Here is a 21,379-nt window from a genome sequence, read left to right as displayed (position 1 = left end):
CTGCGACCCCACCTCATCCCCTCGGAAGCGTCACGACGAACCGCGCACCGCTCCGGTAGTCCGGATCGAGCGCAATCGTTCCGTGGTGGCTGTCGACGATCCGCTTGGCGAGCGCCAGCCCGATGCCCGTTCCGGCAAACCGGCTTTCGTCCGGATGCAGACGCTGGAACAAATCGAAAATCCGGTCCGCATGTTTGGGGTCGATCCCGATCCCTTCGTCCTCGACCACGACCGTGACCTTATCGTGAGTGCTATCGCCATAGACCCGGACCTTCGGCGCGGTATCGGCATGGCGATACTTGATTGCGTTTCCGATCAGGTTCTGCATCAACCTGCGCAGGAGTTCCGGATCCCCGAGAACGATGGGGAGAGGCCGAGCCTCCACGTCAGCGCCCGTTTCCCGAATGTGCCCGGCCAGCATCGACAGCGCGTCGACAACGACCGCGTCGAGGGAAACCCTCTGGAAATCGCGAATCTGGTAGGCAATCTGCGAATATTCCAGCAATCGTTCCACCAGTTTCTGAACGCGCGAGGCGGCCTGCTGCAGGTAGCGGGCGTGAACCGCCAGTTCGCCAAGCCGTCCTTCATCGACCTCCTCGGCGATCATTTCGGCGAAGGAGGCGATATGTCGGATCGGCGCTTTCAAATCATGCGAGACCGTTGCCGTGAACTGGTTCAGCGCCTCGTTCCGTCGTTGTAGCTCCACTGCTTGAATGGAAAGCTGTTCGTGTTGCAGCTTCGTTTCGGTGACGTTCCTGCCCACCGCCAGAAATTCAACCGGTTTGCCGTCGTCGAAGCTTGCGATCGCCGTCCAGAGCAGCCAGACCGGCTGCCCGTCGGCACCTGTGTAGCAGATTTCACGCGTGCGCAGCGGCATCTTGGGTGTGTAGTCGCCGGGATTGCCAAGGGCCTCGCGCTCATCGTTTGTTCGGGCCACTTCCCAGAAACTCGTCCCCACCAGCTTTTCCGGCGTCGATCCGAGAAACGCCGCATACTGATCGTTGGCAAACTGGATCACCATCTCCCCATCGGTGCGCACAAGCATGTCGGGGAATATTTGCAGGAAGCTCGACTGCTGCCTGTGCTTGTCTCGCAAAACTTGTTCGGCACGCTTGAGGTCGGTCACATCGATGCGCACGGCGACCACCTCGCCGCTTTCGGCAACATGGCTCTCGGAGCGAATCCATCGTCCATCGCTGTATGGGATGACCTGCGGCGCGCCACGCTCGCGATGGTGGCGCAGCCGCGACTGAACCCAGGCTTCGGCCTCCGGCGTTCCCTCCACGATGCCCTGATAGAGGCCGCTGCGAAGATTGGCCCGGACGATGTCTTCCATCGTTGCCCCGACCTGCACTGCATCTCTTGCCGGATGACAGCGATCGCGAAAGGCCCTGTTGAACATCAAAAGCTTTTCGTCGCGGTCGAAGATGGCGACACCTTCAGTGATCGCCTCGAGCGCGGCATAGACCCGGTTGCCCGGAAGGGCCTGCGCCACGTGGCTGCCTCCGTCCACGAAACTGCGCAAAACCAACGCGTAGCCGGCGTAGCCGGCCTCGCCGCCGTCCGCCTCAACGGCGAGCACATGCGTCATCGCTGCGAATCCTGTGCCGTTCGCCCGACGGAATCGCAGGCAATGGGTATCGGTGCGCTCGCCGAGCGAAAGTCGGTGGAGAAGAAGCGGAAGGTCCGGCTCGTCAATCAGAGTTGCCAGCGGCTCGGCGCCAGCCTGGCGCTCCTCGCACCCCAACGCGCGCCTTGCCGCCTCGTTCAGCGTAAGGCCGCACAGGTCGGCTGCCGTGACGATCACGGGCAGAGGCAACGACTCGTAGATCGATGTTGCAAAGCCCTGCAGCGAGTACGCCCCTGTCAATGCCACCTCCCGGCTGTGTGGTCGGCATCATACACGGTTGGTGGTGGCGCTTTCCACATCGAGCCAATGGCCCGAGGGGAAAATGGGTGGCCACAGCAACGGACCGCAGGCCCAGCGAAGAAAAACAGCCGCTCTGGCAACTGAGCGCGGGTCAGCAAGACGAACCGGTGGGCAAAGAAAACCCCCGCCACCTACGTGGTCGTGAGAACGGGTTAAACGCCCACGTTACGGATGGAGCAATCAACCGACCCGCACGGTCGCATTGCCGGCGGCCGCAAGCGCGGCGAGATCGGCCGGCTTCAGTTCGACCGATTCGCCACAGCCACAAGCAGACGTCTGATTCGGGTTCTTGAAGGTGAAGCCGGAACGAAGCGTGGTGACCTCGAAATCCATCTCGGTTCCGAGCAGGTACAGCACGGCCTCCGGCGCGACCCACACGCTGGCGCCCGCGTGCTCGACGAGGTCGTCCTTGGGATTCGGTTCGGTCACGAGATCGACGGAATACTCCATCCCCGCGCAGCCGCCCTTTTTCACACCGACGCGAATGCCCTTGGCGTCGCCGCCGGCATTGTCCACGATCGCCTTGACGCGATCGGCGGCGGCATCGGTCAGGGTCATTATTGCAAAGGCCATCAGCCATCTCCTTCGCCAGCCGGGTTCAAGGCCCGATGGGTCTGAACAAGAATGTAGTGGGGCCGGGTAAACGGATCAATACTCCGGTGCAGCAGGTCGTCTCCGAAGCCTGCGCCCTAGTACCAGCCGACCGCGACCTGCGCCTCTTCCGACATGCGGTCCGGGGTCCACGGCGGATCGAAGGTCATCTTCACCTCGACACCGGAAACGCCCTCAACCGCGCCGACGGCGTTTTCCACCCAGCCCGGCATTTCGCCGGCGACCGGGCAACCGGGCGCGGTCAGCGTCATGTCGATCTTCACCATCCGGTCATCCTCGATGTCGATCTTGTAGATCAGGCCGAGTTCGAAGATGTCGGCGGGGATTTCCGGATCGTACACCGTCTTCAGGGCGGCAATGATGTCGTCGCTGAGGCGGGCCAACTCGTCCGCCGGAATGGCGGAGGTGACGATGCCCTCGCGGACGTCGGCTTTCTCTTCGGTGGCTTCGAGTGACATTTCCAACTCCTCAGGCGAAGAACTTGCGCGCGTAGTCCAGGGCGTCGGCCAAAACGTCCACCTCGGCACGCGTGTTGTACATGCCGAACGATGCCCGGCATGTGGAGGTTACGCCGAAACGCTTCAAGAGCGGCTGGGCGCAATGGGTACCGGCGCGCACAGCAACGCCTGCCCGGTCGATCACCATCGAGACGTCGTGCGAATGGATGCCCTCGAGCTCGAAAGCGAAGATCGAGCCCTTGTCGGGCGCCGTGCCGAAGATCTTCAGCGAATTGACCCTGGACAGGCGCTCAAACGCATAGGCCGTCAAATCCGCCTCATGTGCGGCGATCGCCGCCCGGCCGATCTGGTCCATGTAGTCGAGCGCGTAACCGAGGCCGATGGCCTGGACGATCGGCGGCGTGCCGGCCTCAAAGCGGTGCGGCGGGTCGTTGTAGGTGACGATGTCCTCGGTCACTTCCACGATCATTTCGCCGCCGCCCTGGAACGGCCGCATCTCCTTCAACCGATCCGTCTTGCCATACAGCACGCCAATGCCGGACGGGCCATAGAGCTTGTGGCCGGTCATCACGTACCAGTCGCAGTCGATGTCCTGCACGTCCACCGGCAGATGGACCGCACCCTGCGAGCCGTCGACCAGCACCGGAATGCCGCGTTCGCGGGCGATCCTGCAGATTTCCTTCACCGGAACGACCGTGCCGAGCGCGTTCGACATGTGTGTGATCGCAATCAGCTTCGTACGCTCCGTCAGGCACTTGACGAAATCCTCGACGTGGAAGGCACCCTGGTCGTCCACCGGCGCCCAGACGAGCTTTGCCCCCTGCCGCTCGCGGATGAAATGCCAGGGAACGATGTTGGAGTGGTGCTCCATGATCGACAGCACGATCTCGTCGCCCTCGCCGAGCTTGGGCATGCCATAGCCGTAGGCAACCGTGTTGATCGCCTCGGTCGACGATTTGGTGAAGATGATGTTGTCGACCGACGGCGCGTTGAGGAAGCGCCTTACTTTCTCGCGCGCGCCCTCATAGGCATCGGTGGCCGCATTCGACAGGAAATGCAGGCCGCGATGGACGTTGGCGTATTCGTTCGAGTAGGCGTGCGCGATCGCGTCGATCACCGCTTTCGGCTTCTGCGCCGAAGCGCCGTTGTCGAGATAGACCAGCGGCTTGCCGTAGACCTCCCGCGACAGGATCGGAAAGTCCCGGCGGATGGCTTCGACGTCATAGGTCGTGACAGGCTTGATCTCATTCATCTCGACAGTCCACTCCGGCCAATCAGGCGTGCTTTTCCAGCCACTCGGAAATGACGCCTTCCAGCGCCTCGACCAGCGGCTCGTCTTCCAGCTCCTCGACAATCTCGGCGACGAAGGCGTTGACCAGCATGGCGCGCGCCTTGTTCTCCGGGATCCCGCGCGCCATCAGGTAGAACAGCTGCGTATGATTGATGTCGATCACGGTGGCGCCATGCCCGCACTGCACGTCGTCGGCGAAGATCTCGAGCTCCGGTTTTGCCGAGAACTCCGCATCATCCGACAGCAGCAGCGTGTTGCACGACATCTTCGCGTCGGTCTTCTGGGCATCGGGCGCAACACGGATCTGCCCCTGGAACACACCCTTGGCACGGTCGAAGACCACATTTCTGATGACTTCCGAAGACGTCGTGTGCGGCACGTTGTGGCCGACGGTGAAGGTCAGGTCCGTATGGCTGTCTCCACCAAGCAGGTTGATGCCGCGCAGCGTCAGGTCGGCGCCTTCGCCGGCCACCGTCACGTGGACCTCCTGCCGAACGAGCTTGCCGCCGGCATTGATGACATAGAGGCGAAGCTTGGCGTTCGCGCCAAGAGCCGCCTTGAGCTGGCCAAGGTGCGTGTCGGCTTCGCCCTGCGACTGGAAGATGATCCAGGTGATCTCGGCGTCATCCTCCAGCTTGACGTCGCTAACCGACGTGACGAACGAAGCCTCGTCGCCGACCGCCAGATGCCGCTCGATCACGGTCGCCCGGGCACCCTTCCCGAAGCGAACGGGAAAGCGCGTGTTGACCTGACCGCAGTTTTGCACCGACTGGATCTCGAGCGGCGCATCGAGTTCAAGGCCGTCGGCGAAGTCGAGCACGAAACCGTCGCGGACGAAGGAACCGTTGATCTGCGCGATCGTGTCGTCCCGGTCCCGTTCGACCAGCCGCTCGGCCGCCGTGCCGTCTTGCAGGGCGTCGGAATAGCTCTTCAGCGAAATGCCGCCCTGAAGGCTGCGCTCGTTGGCCTGGCCGTTCGTGACAGACAGGACGATCGAGCCCGGCACGATCGGATCGACCCGGTTGGCGCGTGCACCAAGTTCGAAATTTGGAACCGAGCGCAGCAGCGACTTCAGGTCGGTGTAGTGCCAGGCCTCGACGCGACGGTTGGGCAGCCCGGCCGCCTTGAACTCGCTCAGCAGCATGTCCCGGGCTGCAATGGTCGCACCATCACCCGGAAGATCGCCGATCTGTTCATTGTAGGCGTCGACCAGAGCGGCTTCCGCCGCGGTCAACTTAATCCCAGCTTGGATGTTCATGGATCGTGTCCTTCCCGGCTCAGGCAGCAGCCTCGATGATGTCGGCGTAGCCATTGGCCTCGAGTTCGTGCGCCAGCGTCTTGTCGCCCGACTTGATCACTTGGCCCTTGTAGAGCACATGCACCGTGTCCGGCACGATGTAATCGAGCAGGCGCTGGTAGTGGGTGATGACGATGACCGAACGATCCGGCGAACGCAGCGCATTGACGCCGTCGGCAACGATCTTCAGCGCGTCGATGTCGAGGCCGGAGTCGGTCTCGTCGAGCACGCACAGCTTCGGCTCCAGCAGCGCCATCTGCAGGATTTCGGCACGCTTCTTTTCACCGCCGGAGAAACCGACGTTGAGCGGGCGGCGTAACATTTCCGGCGAGATCTGCAGTTCGCCGGCGGCTTCCTTGACGCGGCGCATGAAGTCCGGCGTCGACAATTCGTCCTCACCGCGCGCCTTGCGCTGCTCGTTCATCGCGACCTTCAGGAACTGCATGGTGGCGACGCCCGGAATTTCGACCGGATACTGGAACGCCAGGAAGACGCCCTTGGCGGCGCGCTCGGCCGGGTCGAGTTCGAGAATGCTCTCGCCATTATAGAGGATGTCGCCTTCGGTAACTTCGTATTCCTCTCGACCGGCGAGGATATAGGATAGCGTCGACTTGCCCGAGCCGTTCGGGCCCATGATCGCGGCCACCTCGCCGTCCTTCACCGTCAGGTTCAGGCCACGGATGATCTCGGTGCCGCCTTCGGCGATGCGTGCGTGCAGGTTCTTGATTTCAAGCATGAAAAGTATCCTCTGCGGGATCGAATGGGACATGGCGCGCAAAGGCGCGCCTAATTCTTTCAACGGCGGCGGTCAGCCGACCGAGCCTTCGAGGCTGATGCTGATCAGCTTCTGCGCCTCGACCGCGAACTCCATCGGCAGCTCCTGGATCACTTCCTTGACGAAGCCGTTGACGATCAGGGCGATCGCCGCCTCTTCCGGAATGCCGCGCTGCAGGCAGTAGAACAGCTGGTCCTCGGAGATCTTGGAGGTGGTCGCCTCGTGCTCGAACTGGGTCGAGGAATTCTTCGCCTCGATGTAGGGCACGGTGTGCGCGCCGCACTTGTCGCCGATCAGCAGCGAGTCGCACTGCGTGAAGTTGCGTGCGTTCTCCGCCTTGCGATGGGTCGAGACCTGGCCGCGATAGGTGTTCTGCGAGACACCTGCGGCAATGCCCTTGGAGATGATGCGGCTCGACGTGTTCTTGCCGAGGTGGATCATCTTGGTACCCGAGTCAATCTGCTGATGGCCGTTCGAGACGGCAATCGAGTAGAACTCGCCGCGCGAATTGTCGCCGCGCAGGATGCAGGACGGATACTTCCAGGTGATCGCCGACCCGGTTTCCACCTGCGTCCAGGAGATCTTTGAGTTCTCGCCGCGGCAATCGCCCCGCTTGGTGACGAAGTTGTAGATGCCGCCCTTGCCTTCCTTGTCGCCCGGATACCAGTTCTGGACGGTGGAATACTTGATTTCGGCATCGTCCAGCGCCACCAGTTCGACCACGGCAGCGTGCAACTGGTTCTCGTCGCGCTGCGGCGCGGTGCAGCCTTCGAGGTAGGACACATAGGCGCCTTCCTCGGCGATGATGAGCGTGCGCTCGAACTGGCCTGTGTTCTTCTCGTTGATGCGGAAGTAGGTCGACAGCTCCATCGGGCAACGAACGCCCTTCGGCACGAACACGAACGAGCCGTCGGTGAAGACCGCGGAATTCAGCGTTGCATAGTAGTTGTCGGTCGTCGGCACGACGGTGCCGAGATACTTCTTCACCAGTTCCGGATGCTCGCGGATCGCCTCCGAGATCGACATGAAGATCACGCCGGCTTTCTTCAGCTCTTCCTTGAAGGTGGTGACGACCGAGACGGAATCGAACACCGCGTCGACAGCGACCTTGGAGGTCTGCACGCCAGCGAGAATCTCCTGCTCGCGCAGCGGAATGCCGAGCTTCTCATAGGTCTTGATGATCTCCGGGTCGACATCGTCGATCGACATCGGGCCGGTCTGGTTTTTCGGCGCGGCGTAGTAGTAGAGGTCGTTGAAGTCGATCTTCGGGTAGTTGACGCGCGCCCACGTCGGCTCCTCGAGGGTCAACCAGCGGCGATAGGCGCCAAGCCGCCACTCGAGCATCCAGTCTGGCTCGTTCTTCTTGGCCGAGATGAAGCGGATGATGTCTTCGTTAAGGCCCTTCGGCGCCTTTTCCATCTCGACGGTCGTCTCGAAGCCGTACTTGTACTGGTCGACGTCAATCTGACGGACCTGATCGATCGTTTCCTGCACGGCAGGCATATCGTTCTCCAATCTCGCCGGATCCAAGGTCCGGCAGCTTGTCAACGTCTGGCGGGTATCCCGCCGGTTATGTAAGCGCCAGAAGGGGCTTTTCACACCTTTTGGCAAGCAAAAACTTGCGTTTCCGCAACTTTCCGTCAGGCCGCCGACACCCCCTGTCGCCGCCGGGCTGCGATGCGCGCAAACGCATCAAGAAAGCGATCCACGTCGGCCTCGGTCGTCGTCGGCCCAAGCGACACGCGCAAGCCTCCTAGCGCCGCATCGAAACCCATTGCGGTCAGCACATGACTGGCGCCGACCTTTCCCGACGAGCAGGCGGATCCGGCCGAAACCGCAATGCCCTCCAGGTCGAAAGCGATCTGCCCCGTCTCGGACTTCAGGCCCGGAAGGCTGAAGAAGGTCGTATTGGACAGGCGCGGCATTCCCTGACCGTGGATGACGAGACCGCCGGCAAGAGCCTTCATCCGATCCTCCATCCGGTCGCGCAGTCCCGCCAGGCGCGCGTTGCGCGCCTCGATATCCTCGCGTGCCGCCCGAGCGGCCGCCGCAAAGCCCGCCAGGGCTGCCGCATTCTCCGTGCCCGACCGGTGTCCCTTCTCCTGACCGCCGCCATGGATCAGCGGCGCCGGCATCAGCACCTCGCCGCGCGACACCAGCGCGCCGGCTCCCTTGGGGCCACCAAGCTTGTGCGCCGACAGAACCAGAAAATCCGCATCGATCTCACCGATCGAGAGCGGGATCCTGCCGGCAGCCTGAACGGCATCCACGACGAACAGGCCGCCGCGCTTGCGCACGATTGCGGCTGCCTCGCGCACCGGCTGCACGATCCCCGTTTCGTTGTTCGCCAGCATGATGGCGACCATGGGCAGCCCGCTCGACGCGTCATGGGCTTCCAGAAGGGTTTCAAGTGCGACAAGGTCCACGACGCCCGATGGCATCACCGGTATTTCGGAAACCTGCTCCTTCTCGAATCGGCCACCTTCGCGTACCGCCGGATGCTCGATCGCCGACACATAGAGGCGGCCGACCTTCAGCGGCGTACGCCCCATGCGGAAGTCGGGCGTCAGCACCATATTGGCCGCCTCGGTGGCGCCGCTGGTAAAGGTCACATGCGCCGCCTCGGCGCCGGCAAGCACAGCCACGTCACGGCGGGCGCCGTCGATCAGAGCACGCAGGGCCCGACCTTCGCCATGCACGGACGACGGATTGCCGGACAGGTCGAGCGCGGCGATCATCGCCTCACGGGCGTCCGCCATAAGCGGTGCCGTCGCGTTCCAATCCAGATATGTCCTCGGCCGTCCTGGCATGGTTACAAAGGGCTCCAATCCTGCGCCTGGCGAGGCAGCGTGCATTTTTCTTGAAATTTCCGCCGCGCTTGCCGTAAGAGACGAACCTCGATACGCGCTCAGCGCAGATTTAAGTTTCGAACGGTTCTAAACTGGTTCTAGAAAAGCTGACTGGTTTCGTCAAGACATCCAGGGCTGTCGAAACGGTTTTTGATCCAGAAACACGCCGGAGAACGAATGCCCGAAATCATCTTCAACGGACCCGCCGGTCGCCTGGAAGGCCGCTATCAGCCTTCCAAGCAGAAGAACGCCCCGATCGCCATCATCCTGCACCCGCATCCGCAGTTCGGCGGCACGATGAACAACCAGATCGTCTACCAGCTGTTCTACATGTTCCAGAAGCGCGGCTTCACGACGCTCCGCTTCAATTTCCGCGGCATCGGCCGCAGCCAGGGTGAATTCGACCATGGCGCGGGTGAACTGTCGGACGCGGCATCCGCGCTCGACTGGGTGCAGAGCCTGCATCCGGATTCGAAGAGCTGCTGGGTTGCCGGTTACTCCTTCGGCGCCTGGATCGGCATGCAGCTTCTGATGCGCCGGCCGGAGATCGAAGGCTTCATGTCGATCGCGCCGCAGCCGAACATCTATGATTTTTCCTTCCTCGCACCCTGCCCGTCCTCCGGCCTGATCATCAACGGCGACGCCGACAAGGTGGCCCCGGAAAAGGACGTCAACGGCCTGGTGGAGAAGCTGAAGGCGCAGAAGGGCATCCTGATCACCCACAAGACCGTCCCGGGCGCCAACCACTTCTTCAACGGCCAGATCGAGACGCTGATGGCCGAGTGCGAGGACTATCTCGACCGCAGGCTCGCCGGCGAACTGGTCCCGGAGCCGGCGGCCAAGCGCCTGCGGTAGCCCCGGAGAACAACGACCGACTTCGATCCGCCGGAGAAATCCGGCGGATTTTTTTGTGCTATCGATGCTGAGGCGTGGACAGAACACCGCCCGTGACCGGCATCCGCACCCCTGTGGTGCCGGGAAAGGTTAAAGGCAGCCCCTCCAGCGAGCGCACGGCAAGATAGGCCCAGGCCTCCGCCTCCATGCTGTCACCGTTCAGGCCGACGGTTTCCGCCGTCATGACCACCGCGCCAGTGGCGCCGGCAAGCTCGGCAAGGTCGCCCATGATCGCCCGATTGAGGCGCCCGCCGCCGCACACGACATAGGTTTTCGGCCCCTGCGGAAGGTGACCGGCCGATTTCAGGATTGCCGCTGCCGTCACACGGGCCAAGCTGCGTGCTCCGTCTTCAAGCGTCGCCTCCGATCCGGCCGGCGGTGTGAAGTCGTTGCGGTCGAGCGATCGCCGCTCGTCCGAGACGAAGAACGGGTTGGAAAGGTATCGCGCCACGAGATCGGGGAGAATCCGGCCCTCGCTCGCGATCATGCCGCCCTGATCGAACGGAACCCCGGCGTGGGCCTCGACCCATTGATCGATCAACGTGTTGCCCGGCCCGCTGTCGAAGGCGACGATCCGCCCGTCCGCGCCGACATAGGTGAGGTTGGAGATGCCGCCGATGTTCACGAAAACCGTGGGCAAGGCGCAGTCCGCCGGGAGATTGCGCGCCAGCGCGGCGTGGTAGGCCGGAATCAGCGGCGCCCCCTGCCCGCCATGAACCATATCGTTCGCCCGCATGTCGAAAACGACCGGGATGCCGGTTTCCCGCGCCAGCAGGGCGCCGTCGCCGAGTTGAACGGTGAGCGCCTGTCGCGGCCGGTGCAGCACCGTCTGGCCGTGGAAGCCCACGACGTCGATGTCGGCCGGCGCCATGTTGTTTTCGTGCAAAAAGGCCTGCACGGCAGCCGCGTGGCGAAGGGTGAGCTCGCGTTCGACCTCCGCCAGATCCCCCGGCCGCTCCTCCCGCTTTTCGATCGCCTTCGCCGTTTCAAGAGCGGCCTGGAGGCGGCGACGGAACGACGGATCATAGGCAATGTCCATGGACGGTCCGCGGACGACCCGCACCTCGCCGTCGGTCCTCAGCAGCGCCACATCGATGCCGTCCATGCTGGTGCCGCTCATCAGGCCGATTGCGGTTCTCATTTGTCTCATTGAAGAAATCCAGAATCACTTTTGAAGTGATTATGCGCAAAAACAGTGCTAAACGCCCGGCCGTCCACTTAAATAAAACCTCCCCCCACAAGAGAGAAGACCAATGTCGGGTTTCAAGTCAGATTTCCTTCGCACGCTCAGCGAGCGCGGCTTCATCCACCAGATCTCGGATGAGACCGGCCTCGACGACCTGCTCGCCAAGGAAACCGTGACCGCCTATATCGGCTTCGATCCGACCGCGCCGAGCCTGCACGCCGGCGGCCTGATCCAGATCATGATGCTGCACTGGTTCCAGCAGACCGGCCACCGGCCGATCTCGCTGATGGGCGGCGGCACCGGCATGGTCGGCGATCCCTCGTTCAAGGACGAAGCACGCCAGCTGATGACGCCGGAGACGATCGACGCCAACATCGCCTCGATCAAGAAGGTGTTTTCCAGCTACCTGACCTATGGCGACGGGCCGAAGGACGCGCTGATGATCAACAATGCCGACTGGCTGCTCGGCATCAACTACCTCGAGTTCCTGCGCGACGTCGGCCGCCACTTCTCGGTCAACCGCATGCTGTCATTCGACAGCGTCAAGATGCGCCTCGACCGCGAGCAGTCGCTGTCCTTCCTCGAATTCAACTACATGATCCTGCAGGCCTACGACTTCGTGGAGCTGAACAAGCGCTACGGCACACGGCTGCAGATGGGCGGGTCCGACCAGTGGGGCAACATCATCAACGGCCTCGACCTCGGCCACCGCATGGGCACGCCGCAGCTCTACGCGCTGACCTCGCCGCTCCTGACCACCGCTTCGGGTGCCAAGATGGGCAAGTCGCTGTCCGGCGCCGTCTGGCTGAACCCGGACATGCTGTCGGCCTATGACTTCTGGCAGTACTGGCGCAACACCGAGGATGCGGACGTCACCCGCTTCCTCAAGCTCTATACCACGCTGCCGATGGACGAGATCGCCCGGCTTTCGGCGCTTGGCGGCTCGGAGATCAACGAGGTCAAGAAGATCCTCGCCACCGAGGTCACCGCAATGCTGCACGGCCGCGAGAACGCCGAGCAGGCGGCGGAAACCGCCCGCAAGACCTTCGAGGAGGGGGCGCTCGCCGAAAACCTTCCCTCGGTCGAAATTCCGGCCGGCGAACTGGAAAGCGGCATCGGCCTTCTGTCCCTGATCGTCCGCGCCGGTCTTGCCGGATCCAACGGCGAAGCCCGCCGCCACGTCCAGGGCGGCGCCGTGCGCATCAACGATCACACCGTCACCGACGAGCGGATGACGATCGGCGGCGGCGAGATCACGGCCGACGGCGTGATCAAGCTGTCGCTCGGCAAGAAGAAACACATCCTCGTCCGGCCCGCCTGAGCGGGAACGAACGCAACCCCTCCGACGAATGAAACAGCCCGCGATCGATGGTCGCGGGCCGTTTCTTTGCCTCAGCGAATCGGAAGCACCCGCACGCGAACTGGGGCTGCCCACAGCAAGCCGGGCGGTCAGAACTCGAAGATGTTGCGGAACACGCCCGGCGCGATGATCGAAAGCGGATTGACCACCAGACCCGGCCGGTCGAACGGGCCGCTGAGCTTGAAGGTGATGCCGATCAGGCCGCGGTCGCTGCCGTTGCCAAGAATGAAGCCGATCAGCGGCAGTTCGGCAAACAGCCGGTTGAGGCCGTAGGCCGGCATGAAAGTGCCGGTCAGTTCCATCCGGTCGCTTGCGTCGCGAACCGTGCCCTGGAAGGTCGCGCCGACCGCCTCTCCTCGCACCACGCCGTTCTCCACGCGCAGTGTGCCGCCCTTCGACACGACGAAGGCAAATCCGCGTGAAAAATGCATCGTACTCGTATCGATCTCGCTGCGGACGGCTTCATTGAGGCTGCGGCCACCGGCCGGTGTCGAGACCATCGAGCGTAGCTTTTCTTCGCCCGTCAGCTTGAACTTGCGGACGTCGACAGGTCCCCGCCAGCTGCCGTCGGCACCGGCCATCAGGCGGACGTTCAACAGCCCTCCCTCCATGTGCCTGTAGATGTTGGCCAACCGGGCGAGCGCGCCCGCATCGCCGGTTGTCAGCTCGAGCGTTCCCCCAGCCTTGCCCAGCTTGGCCACCAGTGCCTGGCCGCTACCGGTCAGGGCGCTGAGGTCCAGACCGGAGAGTCGGCCGCCGTTCGTTGCGTAGTCGAGACTGACGTTGCGGAGCGCCTCGCCGTTGAAGCCGATGACCTGCCCAAGATTGGCATGGATGGAGACCGGCACCTCATCCTTCCCATCGCCTGCCCCGGTCGGGTTTGCCTTCAGCCGGCCAAGCACAGGGCGCGCATCGGCGACATCCCCTTGCACCTTCACGACAAATCCCGACTTGGCACGATCGATGGTGAGCGCATACCGATCCTGCGCCGACAGTCGCACTTCGTCGAGCCGCGCGGAATGTAACGAAGCCCCCTTGAGAACTGCGTCTCCAGAAACCGAGAAGCCGTCACCGGAGAAGCTGAGACTGGACAGGTGCGTGGCGCCGTCCTCCTGCTTGTCGATGACGAAGGTTGCCTTCGCCGGCACGCCAGCGCCCTTGGTCCAGCCGACCCATGGCAGCGACACGACCGTGCGCCGCAGGTCGGCCTCGACCCGCTGGCGGCCATCGGCCTGCGTTGTGACAGCGAGAGCCAACGGGCCCGACAGCAGATCGTTCAGGCCCGGGAACAGGCGAGCCCGATCCTGATCCCCGACTGTGCCGGAGATCTTCAATTCGCGTTTCAGATCCAACGAACGGTCGACCGGCTCGACGAGAACGATGTCCAGAGGCACCTTGTCGACACGTGCCTTGGCCTTAAGGTCGGCGCGGGCGGGATTGATCACGAGTTGCCCCTCGACCTGGGAAATCTGCCGTCCGGTGATCGGCTTCTTCAGATCCACGCCGAGAAGATTGATGTCGGCGGTCCATTCCGGCGGCGGGGGATTCTGATCACGGACGAGCCCGAGGCGCGCCTTGACATTCGCCTCGACCGGACCGGTGAAGTCCTCCGGCGCGAACTCCGTCCGCTTCAGCACGTCGATCGGCTTGTAGGTCACCAATTCGGCGACCGCATCTGCTGCGCCTGCCAGATTGATGTCCATCTCCGCCATCAAGGGCCGCTCGGAGGTGTCAGGCATGCGGAAGGTGCCGCCCTTCACAGCCACGGACCGCCCAGACGGCATGTAAGCAGTGCCGCCCTTGAAGTTGATATCGACACTCTCGCCGTGGAGCTCGAAATGGCCGGACGCGTCGCGCAGCGGCGGGATCGCACCGGTCACGTTGAGCCGCGTATCGGCGATGTCGAAGGCGATCATCAATTCGCCCTTCTCCAGCACAAGCCGCCCATCGGGCCTGGCCTTGCGGTCGTCCGCCATCGACACTTCGATGCGACCATTCGTGACGGTCCCGCCGAAGATGTTGCCCACGACCCACTGGCGCGCCTTCTTGGCAAGCCAATATGGCCACAACTGCTTGACCGCGACCGCCTGCAGGCGGTCGCTGACCATGGCGAAGCTCACCCCCGGGGATTTTCCGCCAAAGGTCAGCCCGAGCGACCCTGCGAGCGACCCATGCGGGCTCGACACGCCGAGTTGGTCGAACAGCACCTGATTCGTTTTCGGGATCAGCCGACCCGCGATCTTGGCGTCGAAGCTGACCGGAGCTTCGCCCGTATCCTCTGGCGCACTGACCGCTTTATGCAACACAAGATCGACGGCGAACCCCTGGTCGCGCTGGTTCGGCAGCCGGTCCAGATCGATCAGGCCGCCGGTGAACGGAAACGAGGATGAACCAACACGAACCTGCGACGGAGCGATTTCGATCGAGCGGCGGGCAAAATCGTAGAAGGTGGCAAGCTTGGTCGGCTTGAGTGCCGCGCCAATGGCGTCAAAATACACGGTGCCGCCATTGGTAGCCGCCACCAGTTCGAGCCGTGGCTCAGCGCCGTTGCCACCACGCGTCGCGGCTAAGGTGACGTCGGCCCGCGCATCAATCCCCCATGCGGGTTCGCCGCCTGGGGTCTGCCGCAGCGAAAACGCGCCAAGCGGGACAGCGGAAATCAGGCCGCTCACCTCGTTGAGACCGCTGGCACCCTTCGCAACGAGCTCTATGGTCCCCGCTTGGCCGTCCAGTGCGTAACGCCCTTCGATCGACATATCGCCGCTGGTCCGCGCAAAGGTCAGGTTTTCAATGTTCAACGAGTGAGGCCGCCCTGCGGTGTCGGTCACCGGCAGGACAAGGTTGGTGATCCGGACACGGGAAAGCCCGTTGCCCGCAATCATCGCCTTGATCGCCTCGAGGCGATCAAAGGCGAGTTCCTGAAAGTCTGGGATCGAATCGATGCGAACCGTATCCAAGTCGATGGGCGGCCCCTTGGGCAGGAGGGCCGGATTGAACATCGCCTGATCGATATCCAGCCTCGAGGGCGAGACGCGCCCCGTCAGCAGCGCAAGCGGATCGAGCACGATCGCAACCGCGCTCGCATTGGCCACGTTTCCACCGCTCGATTTTTCCGCAAGAACGACGTTCTCAGCTTTCAGCGCCAGACCGCCGAAGCTGGAAAACCGGAGCACGGTTTTCTCCACCGTGGCGCGGTAGCCCGGCCCCACTGCACCGTTCAGGGCGGCAAGCGCCCGCGCGTTCAGCGGCGCATCCGCCAGCCCGCTCTCGACCGTTGCTACAACCAGCAGCAGAAGCAGGGCAGCCAGCGCTCCAAGTCCACCGATCACGCGCAAAAGCACGGCGAAGTGGCCCGGCCGATGGGTGCAATGCAGCACGATCGGCTCATGCGCCTGCGCCGACGGCAATTCATGCAGGCAGACGATGTCGCCCCTGCCGAACTTCACCTTTTCGCCGCGGATTTCGCTCATATCGCGATTGTTCCGTTGTTGATGCCGGTAGACTTTCAGCCAGCCACATGGATCGACCGATTGCGACGATTCCACTTGAGACTATATACCGGGGATAGCGCCCGCATGACCGAAAAACCTGTCCAAAGAAAGGAAATCCCATGGCAGAATTGTCGCCAGGAACGATGGCTCCCGATTTCACGCTGCCAAGCGACGGCGGCGGCCAGATCGCCTTGAGCGATTTGCGCGGTAAACCCGTCGTGCTGTTTTGCTACCCGAAGGACGACACCGAAGGCTGCACCGCCGAAAACATCGCGTTCTCGGCACTTCTCGGCGAGTTCGAGAAAGCGGGCGTCGCGGTCCTCGGTCTCTCCCCTGACCCGGCAGGAAAGCACGACCGGTTCAAATCGAAGCATGACCTGAAGGTGCGCCTGCTTTCCGATGAGGACCATCAGGTCCTCGAAGCCTATGGCGTCTGGAAGGAAAAAAGCATGTATGGCCGTCACTACATGGGTGTGGAGCGCACGACCTTCCTGATCGATGCAGATGGAAAGATCGCGGAAATCTGGCCGAAGGTAAAGGTCGCCGGTCACGCCGAAGCCGTCCTGGCGCGGGCGAAAGAACTTTAATTCAATGCCGCATCCACCTGCCAGTTCACGTTTTTCCTCGCTCAAAAGCCTGCGCGGCGGCGCGACTCAAGCGATCCTTTCGGCCGACCTGGACCTGAAGACCGAACTCGCCCAGGAGACGGCGCGCCGCTGGTTTGCGCGCACCCTGTCGCTGCGCTCGCCACTGGACCCACCGCTCCCCGACCGGCCCGGTCGCCCGGACAGGCCCGTGCTTGTGCCACCGAAGAACATGGAGAAGCGATCGCTGCACACCCTCAAGGGCCGGATCGCGCTGCTGCATGCGCTTGCCCACATCGAACTCAATGCCGTCGACCTGGCGCTCGACATTGTCGCGCGTTTCACGACGGAAGGTGTTCCGCATTCCTTTTTCGACGGCTGGATGCAGGTCGCCTTCGAGGAAGCGAAGCATTTCCGCATGGTGCGCGACCGCTTGCGCGAACTCGGCGCCGAATACGGGGACCTTCCGGCCCATGACGGACTTTGGCAGGCGGCCCACAGCACGCGCAACGATCTCACCGCCCGCCTTGCGGTGGTGCCGCTCATTCTGGAAGCGCGCGGCCTCGACGTCACGCCCGTGCTTCAGGCCAAGATGCGTGAGACCGGCGACACCGCAAGCGCCGATATCCTGGACGTGATCTACAACGATGAGAAGGGCCATGTCGCGGTCGGGGCAAAATGGTTCCGCTTTCTCTGCGCACGCGAGAAGAAGGATCCGTCGGCGACATTCAGGGAACTGGTGCGCGTCAATTTCCGCGGCCCGCTCAAGGCGCCGTTCAACGATGTGGCCCGCGCCGAAGCCGGATTGACCCCTTCCTTCTACCGCAGCCTGGTCTCCGTCAGTCAAAGCTGATCCCTAAAACGTTTGTTAACCTTAACAGGCTGTAATCCCCACACCCCTGGGGCAGGGATTCTTTTGGTGGTCGGGAGATGAGGGTGGCGGATCGTCCTGAAAATCGCGTGTTCGGCAAGCGCGAGCAGCAGCACATCATCATTCTCGCCAGCGGCGACAAGATCCGCCACATGACCGTCCGTCCCTGGATGACGGCGGTGGCGATGTGTTTTGCCGGCATGTTTACCGTCGGCTATCTCGCCGCCACATCCTATCTCGTCCTTCGCGACGGGCTGATCGGCGCCACCATGGCTCGCCAAGCCCGGATGCAACACGACTACGAGGATCGGATCTCCGCTCTGCGCGCCCAGGTCGATCGCGTGACCAGCCGCCAGCTCCTTGACCAGCAGATCGTTGAAGACAAGGTCGAAAAACTGCTTCAACAGCAACTTGCGCTGACGGAACGCAATGGCAAGCTCGACACGCTGCTGAGCCGTGCGGGCAGCTCCGGAGTGTCGGAGCCCTCGCTCGAAGAGCCGGCCGTCGAAGCCGAACCGCTTGCCTATGGCCGGCGCGCCGATGCCGCAGCCGGCCTGAAGGCCATCGACAAGCTTCTGGGGCGCGAGACAGCCGAAGCGACCCGGAAGGCATCCATCGCCCCCCTCGCCTATGCCGCGCCTGGCGAGTCCGTCGCCGACCGCACCGACCGGATGTTCTCGAGCCTGACCCTGTCGCTGAAGGACGTCGAGCGCGAGCAGATGACGCGAATCCGCGCACTGACGGATGGCGCAGCCGAAATGGCGGACGCGATCCAGTCCATCGTCGGTCACATGGGGATCGATCTCCAGTCGCAGATCGCGGCCGACAATGCCAGCGCGATCGGCGGCCCCTTCGTCGAGCCGCAGACCGACGATGCGTTCGTGTCTTCGCTCGGAGAGCTCGACAACGCGTTGAACCGGCTGGACACGGTGCGCAACACCGCACGGAAGCTGCCCTTCGCCACCCCTGCCCCCAGGGGCGACATTACCAGCCGTTTCGGCAATCGCACCGACCCGTTCCTCGGCCGCCTCGCCCTGCACGCCGGCATCGATTTCCGCCTGCCGACCGGCAGCGAGGTTCGCGCAACAGGTTCCGGGACGGTCGTTTCGGCCGGCCGCAATGGCGGCTACGGCAATCTGGTCGAGATCGATCACGGTGGCGGCCTTGTCACGCGCTATGCGCATCTCTCCAGAATCCTGACGAAGGTCGGCGAAACGGTCGAAACCGGCGACATCGTGGGACTGTCCGGATCGACCGGCCGCTCGACCGGACCGCACCTGCACTACGAGGTACGCCAAGACGGCCGCGCGAGCGATCCGGCGCGCTTTATCGCGGCGGGAACAAAGCTGTCGGCCTACCTGAACTGAAGCGACCATTCTGAGGGTGTTAACCGCATATCGTGTTCGTCCCGCTTGCGAATCCGCAAGAATCGCGCGTTTCCTTGACTTTCCGGCGCTTTCAGACTAAGTGCGCTCCATCCAGCGATCATTACCAAAGCTGAAACCCAGGCGTTCGCGAGAACCGGAACGGAAACAGATTTCCCTTTGACCACTTTTTCTGACCTTGGCTTGAGCCAAAAAGTACTCTCCGCTGTCACGGACGCGGGCTACACCATTCCAACGCCAATCCAGGCGGGGGCGATCCCACCCGCGCTTCAACGTCGTGACATCCTCGGCATTGCTCAGACCGGAACGGGCAAGACCGCCTCCTTCGTTCTGCCGATGCTGACGCTTCTGGAAAAGGGGCGCGCCCGGGCACGGATGCCGCGCACGCTGATCCTTGAACCGACGCGGGAACTCGCAGCGCAGGTCGCCGAGAATTTTGAGAAGTACGGCAAGAACCACAAGCTCAACATCGCCCTGCTGATCGGCGGCGTCTCGTTCGACGAACAGGATCGCAAGCTGGAGCGCGGCGCCGACGTGCTGATTGCGACGCCCGGTCGCCTGCTCGACCATTGCGAGCGCGGCAAGCTTTTGATGACCGGCGTCGATATTCTCGTGATCGATGAGGCCGACCGGATGCTCGACATGGGTTTCATCCCCGATATCGAGCGCATCGCCAAGCTGATCCCCTTCACCCGGCAGACGCTGTTCTTCTCCGCGACCATGCCGCCGGAAATCCAGAAGCTCGCCGATCGTTTCCTCCAGAACCCCGAGCGCATCGAGGTCTCCGCGCCCGCCTCCACCGCCACGACGGTGACGCAGCGCTTCGTCGCAACGCATTCCAAGGACTACGAGAAGCGCTCGGCCCTGCGCGACCTGATCCGCGCCCAGGAAGACCTGAAGAACGCAATCATCTTCTGCAACCGCAAGAAGGACGTCGCCGACCTGTTCCGTTCGCTCGACCGGCACGGCTTCTCCGTCGGCGCCCTGCACGGCGACATGGACCAGCGCTCGCGCACGACGATGCTGGCGAACTTCAAGGACGGAAACATCAAGCTGCTCGTCGCCTCCGACGTCGCTGCCCGCGGCCTCGACATTCCCGATGTCAGCCATGTCTTCAACTTCGACGTGCCGATCCACGCCGAGGATTATGTCCACCGCATCGGCCGCACCGGCCGGGCCGGCCGCTCCGGCGCCGCCTTCACGCTGGTCACCAAGCGCGACACCAAGTTCTCCGACGCCATCGAGAAGCTCATCGGCCAGACGGTCGAATGGCTGAACGGCGATCTTTCCGCGCTGCCGCCTGCCGCCGAGAGCGACGAGCGTGAAAAGCCGCGCAAGGGACGTGAACGTGGCCGCGACCGCGACCGCGGCAACAGTCACAAGGGTGACACGCGCAAGGACGATACTGTGCGCCAAACTGAGGCGGCGGAAAGAGGAAACGACAGCGTGAAGGCCGATCGTCATAACGACAGCAAACCCAGCCAGCCGGTGCGCAACCAGCGTCCAGCCAATGACGATCATCGCGACCGCCGCAGCCGCTACCGCCGCGACGAGGATGACGGCCCGACGCCGATCGGCTTCGGCGACGATATCCCCGCCTTCATGCTGATCGCCGGCAAGGCCTGATCCCGTTCCATGCCCGTCCCTGGGGTCGACATACCCGGTGTCGGCTGCGGACTTGCCATCGTGCGCGACGGCAGGCTTCTGCTCTATCGCCGTACGCGTCCACCGGAAGCAGGCCACTGGAACATCGTCGGCGGCAAGGTCGACCACATGGAGCGTTCGCAGGACGCCGCCCGGCGCGAGGCCGAGGAGGAGACCGGCCTGGCGATCGGTCAGATCGATTTTCTTTGTCTTTCCGAACAGATCATCGCGGCCGACAACCAGCACTGGGTGTCCGTCATCTATGTGAGCGAGGATTTCACGGGAGAGCCGCGGGTCATGGAACCGCAGAAGCTGCCGGAATTCGGCTGGTTCGCGCTCGACGCTTTGCCGCAGCCGCTCTCGCGCTTCACGGCAGACGCCGTTGCCGCACTTCATGCCACCGGGCGCCTGCCGGAAACTAGCGCTTGAGCGGTTTGGCGCGCAGCGCCGCGTCCAGGGCCAACCGCACCCATTCCGCCATCAGATCCGGGTCATCGAAGGCGTCCTCAGGGATGGTCCAGTAGGGCATCTTCAGCGGCGCACGGGTCCGGCCTCCCTCGTAGGTCCATTGCCGGCACCCTGACATCTCAAATTCGGGGATCGTCACCTCATCGGCCTTCAGCAGAATCTCGCCATCCACCTCGAGCGCAACGATCAGGTCGCCGACGTAGATGCCCTTCCCGCCAAACATGCGCTTGATCGTCACCGGCCCGAGCGACTGGAACATCTCCTCGATCGCATCGTTGTCCATC

General features: G+C 63.2%; 18 protein-coding genes. 7 read left to right on the top strand and 11 right to left on the bottom strand.

Annotated elements, in window-relative coordinates; all coding sequences use genetic code 11:
* Window positions 1–13: 13 nt before the first annotated feature.
* The 8 genes from JNC62_RS09425 to JNC62_RS09390 form a co-directional block, all read right to left on the bottom strand.
* The gene (locus tag JNC62_RS09425; protein WP_374838120.1) at window positions 14–1,870 is read right to left on the bottom strand and encodes an ATP-binding protein; all 1,857 of its coding nucleotides are present in this window, start codon (window positions 1,868–1,870) and stop codon (window positions 14–16) included.
* Window positions 1,871–2,110: 240 nt separating this feature from the next.
* Window positions 2,111–2,503, bottom strand: a complete 393-nt coding sequence (sufA, locus tag JNC62_RS09420; protein WP_374838118.1) for a Fe-S cluster assembly scaffold SufA — start codon at window positions 2,501–2,503, stop codon at window positions 2,111–2,113.
* A 116-nt stretch (window positions 2,504–2,619) separates the two neighbouring features.
* The gene (locus tag JNC62_RS09415) at window positions 2,620–3,000 is read right to left on the bottom strand and encodes an SUF system Fe-S cluster assembly protein (RefSeq protein WP_374838116.1); all 381 of its coding nucleotides are present in this window, start codon (window positions 2,998–3,000) and stop codon (window positions 2,620–2,622) included.
* Window positions 3,001–3,010: 10 nt separating this feature from the next.
* Window positions 3,011–4,252, bottom strand: a complete 1,242-nt coding sequence (locus tag JNC62_RS09410) for a cysteine desulfurase (protein WP_374838114.1) — start codon at window positions 4,250–4,252, stop codon at window positions 3,011–3,013.
* A gap of 22 nt (window positions 4,253–4,274) precedes the next feature.
* Window positions 4,275–5,549 carry a Fe-S cluster assembly protein SufD gene (sufD, locus tag JNC62_RS09405; protein WP_374838112.1) on the bottom strand — a complete coding sequence of 425 codons (1,275 nt, stop codon included), beginning with the start codon at window positions 5,547–5,549 and terminating at the stop codon, window positions 4,275–4,277.
* 19 nt (window positions 5,550–5,568) lie between these two features.
* Window positions 5,569–6,324, bottom strand: coding sequence for a Fe-S cluster assembly ATPase SufC (gene sufC, locus JNC62_RS09400; RefSeq protein WP_374838111.1), 756 nt, complete (start codon window positions 6,322–6,324; stop codon window positions 5,569–5,571).
* A gap of 72 nt (window positions 6,325–6,396) precedes the next feature.
* Window positions 6,397–7,866 (bottom strand): Fe-S cluster assembly protein SufB, encoded by a 1,470-nt coding sequence (sufB, locus tag JNC62_RS09395; protein ID WP_374838109.1) that lies wholly within the window; start codon window positions 7,864–7,866, stop codon window positions 6,397–6,399.
* A 137-nt stretch (window positions 7,867–8,003) separates the two neighbouring features.
* Window positions 8,004–9,173: a cysteine desulfurase family protein gene (locus JNC62_RS09390; RefSeq protein WP_374838107.1), complete on the bottom strand. Its 1,170-nt coding sequence runs from the start codon at window positions 9,171–9,173 to the stop codon at window positions 8,004–8,006.
* Between the two features lie 216 nt (window positions 9,174–9,389).
* On the opposite strand from JNC62_RS09390, the gene JNC62_RS09385 reads away from it, so the two are divergent.
* Complete coding sequence (locus JNC62_RS09385) at window positions 9,390–10,067, top strand: alpha/beta hydrolase (protein WP_374838106.1); 678 nt, start codon at window positions 9,390–9,392, stop codon at window positions 10,065–10,067.
* Between the two features lie 58 nt (window positions 10,068–10,125).
* Here the strand turns inward: JNC62_RS09385 and JNC62_RS09380 are convergent, their stop codons facing one another.
* Window positions 10,126–11,256: an anhydro-N-acetylmuramic acid kinase gene (locus JNC62_RS09380; RefSeq protein ID WP_374838104.1), complete on the bottom strand. Its 1,131-nt coding sequence runs from the start codon at window positions 11,254–11,256 to the stop codon at window positions 10,126–10,128.
* Between the two features lie 103 nt (window positions 11,257–11,359).
* Between JNC62_RS09380 and tyrS the strand changes: the two genes are divergently transcribed.
* Window positions 11,360–12,613, top strand: coding sequence for a tyrosine--tRNA ligase (tyrS, locus tag JNC62_RS09375; RefSeq protein WP_374838102.1), 1,254 nt, complete (start codon window positions 11,360–11,362; stop codon window positions 12,611–12,613).
* A 128-nt stretch (window positions 12,614–12,741) separates the two neighbouring features.
* Here tyrS and JNC62_RS09370 read toward each other — a convergent pair whose 3' ends face one another.
* Complete coding sequence (locus JNC62_RS09370; protein WP_374838100.1) at window positions 12,742–16,122, bottom strand: YhdP family protein; 3,381 nt, start codon at window positions 16,120–16,122, stop codon at window positions 12,742–12,744.
* A 140-nt stretch (window positions 16,123–16,262) separates the two neighbouring features.
* Here JNC62_RS09370 and bcp point away from each other — a divergent pair, with 140 nt between their 5' ends.
* From bcp to JNC62_RS09345, 5 genes are all read left to right on the top strand, one after another.
* Window positions 16,263–16,730: a thioredoxin-dependent thiol peroxidase gene (bcp, locus tag JNC62_RS09365; RefSeq protein WP_374838098.1), complete on the top strand. Its 468-nt coding sequence runs from the start codon at window positions 16,263–16,265 to the stop codon at window positions 16,728–16,730.
* A gap of 4 nt (window positions 16,731–16,734) precedes the next feature.
* Window positions 16,735–17,580, top strand: a complete 846-nt coding sequence (locus JNC62_RS09360) for a ferritin-like domain-containing protein (protein ID WP_374838096.1) — start codon at window positions 16,735–16,737, stop codon at window positions 17,578–17,580.
* 77 nt (window positions 17,581–17,657) lie between these two features.
* Window positions 17,658–18,965 (top strand): M23 family metallopeptidase, encoded by a 1,308-nt coding sequence (locus JNC62_RS09355; RefSeq protein WP_445482861.1) that lies wholly within the window; start codon window positions 17,658–17,660, stop codon window positions 18,963–18,965.
* Window positions 18,966–19,142: 177 nt separating this feature from the next.
* Window positions 19,143–20,609: a DEAD/DEAH box helicase gene (locus tag JNC62_RS09350; protein WP_374838092.1), complete on the top strand. Its 1,467-nt coding sequence runs from the start codon at window positions 19,143–19,145 to the stop codon at window positions 20,607–20,609.
* 9 nt (window positions 20,610–20,618) lie between these two features.
* On the top strand, window positions 20,619–21,056 hold the full coding sequence (locus JNC62_RS09345; protein ID WP_374838090.1) for an NUDIX hydrolase: 438 nt from the start codon (window positions 20,619–20,621) through the stop codon (window positions 21,054–21,056).
* Here JNC62_RS09345 and JNC62_RS09340 read toward each other — a convergent pair.
* Window positions 21,046–21,378, bottom strand: a complete 333-nt coding sequence (locus tag JNC62_RS09340; RefSeq protein ID WP_374838088.1) for a TfoX/Sxy family protein — start codon at window positions 21,376–21,378, stop codon at window positions 21,046–21,048. The genes JNC62_RS09345 and JNC62_RS09340 overlap by 11 nt on opposite strands.
* Between the last annotated feature and the right edge of the window lies 1 nt (window position 21,379).

Source organism: Mycoplana ramosa, from assembly GCF_041930185.1.
Taxonomy (GTDB): Bacteria; Pseudomonadota; Alphaproteobacteria; order Rhizobiales; family Rhizobiaceae; genus Mycoplana; species Mycoplana ramosa.
This window is presented reverse-complemented; position numbering and strand designations above follow the sequence as displayed.

Bases quoted from the DNA above. Each gene is read 5' to 3' on its own strand.
- JNC62_RS09380 (WP_374838104.1), bottom strand. From the start codon at position 11,256: ATGAGACAAATGAGAACCGCAATCGGCCTGATGAGCGGCACCAGCATG.
- JNC62_RS09355 (WP_445482861.1), top strand. From the start codon at position 17,658: ATGAGGGTGGCGGATCGTCCTGAAAATCGCGTGTTCGGCAAGCGCGAG.
- sufD (WP_374838112.1), bottom strand. From the start codon at position 5,549: ATGAACATCCAAGCTGGGATTAAGTTGACCGCGGCGGAAGCCGCTCTG.
- JNC62_RS09390 (WP_374838107.1), bottom strand. From the start codon at position 9,173: ATGCCAGGACGGCCGAGGACATATCTGGATTGGAACGCGACGGCACCG.
- JNC62_RS09415 (WP_374838116.1), bottom strand. From the start codon at position 3,000: ATGTCACTCGAAGCCACCGAAGAGAAAGCCGACGTCCGCGAGGGCATC.
- JNC62_RS09340 (WP_374838088.1), bottom strand. From the start codon at position 21,378: ATGGACAACGATGCGATCGAGGAGATGTTCCAGTCGCTCGGGCCGGTG.
- JNC62_RS09345 (WP_374838090.1), top strand. From the start codon at position 20,619: ATGCCCGTCCCTGGGGTCGACATACCCGGTGTCGGCTGCGGACTTGCC.
- JNC62_RS09360 (WP_374838096.1), top strand. From the start codon at position 16,735: ATGCCGCATCCACCTGCCAGTTCACGTTTTTCCTCGCTCAAAAGCCTG.
- JNC62_RS09410 (WP_374838114.1), bottom strand. From the start codon at position 4,252: ATGAATGAGATCAAGCCTGTCACGACCTATGACGTCGAAGCCATCCGC.
- sufC (WP_374838111.1), bottom strand. From the start codon at position 6,324: ATGCTTGAAATCAAGAACCTGCACGCACGCATCGCCGAAGGCGGCACC.
- JNC62_RS09370 (WP_374838100.1), bottom strand. From the start codon at position 16,122: ATGAGCGAAATCCGCGGCGAAAAGGTGAAGTTCGGCAGGGGCGACATC.
- sufB (WP_374838109.1), bottom strand. From the start codon at position 7,866: ATGCCTGCCGTGCAGGAAACGATCGATCAGGTCCGTCAGATTGACGTC.
- tyrS (WP_374838102.1), top strand. From the start codon at position 11,360: ATGTCGGGTTTCAAGTCAGATTTCCTTCGCACGCTCAGCGAGCGCGGC.
- JNC62_RS09385 (WP_374838106.1), top strand. From the start codon at position 9,390: ATGCCCGAAATCATCTTCAACGGACCCGCCGGTCGCCTGGAAGGCCGC.
- bcp (WP_374838098.1), top strand. From the start codon at position 16,263: ATGGCAGAATTGTCGCCAGGAACGATGGCTCCCGATTTCACGCTGCCA.
- sufA (WP_374838118.1), bottom strand. From the start codon at position 2,503: ATGGCCTTTGCAATAATGACCCTGACCGATGCCGCCGCCGATCGCGTC.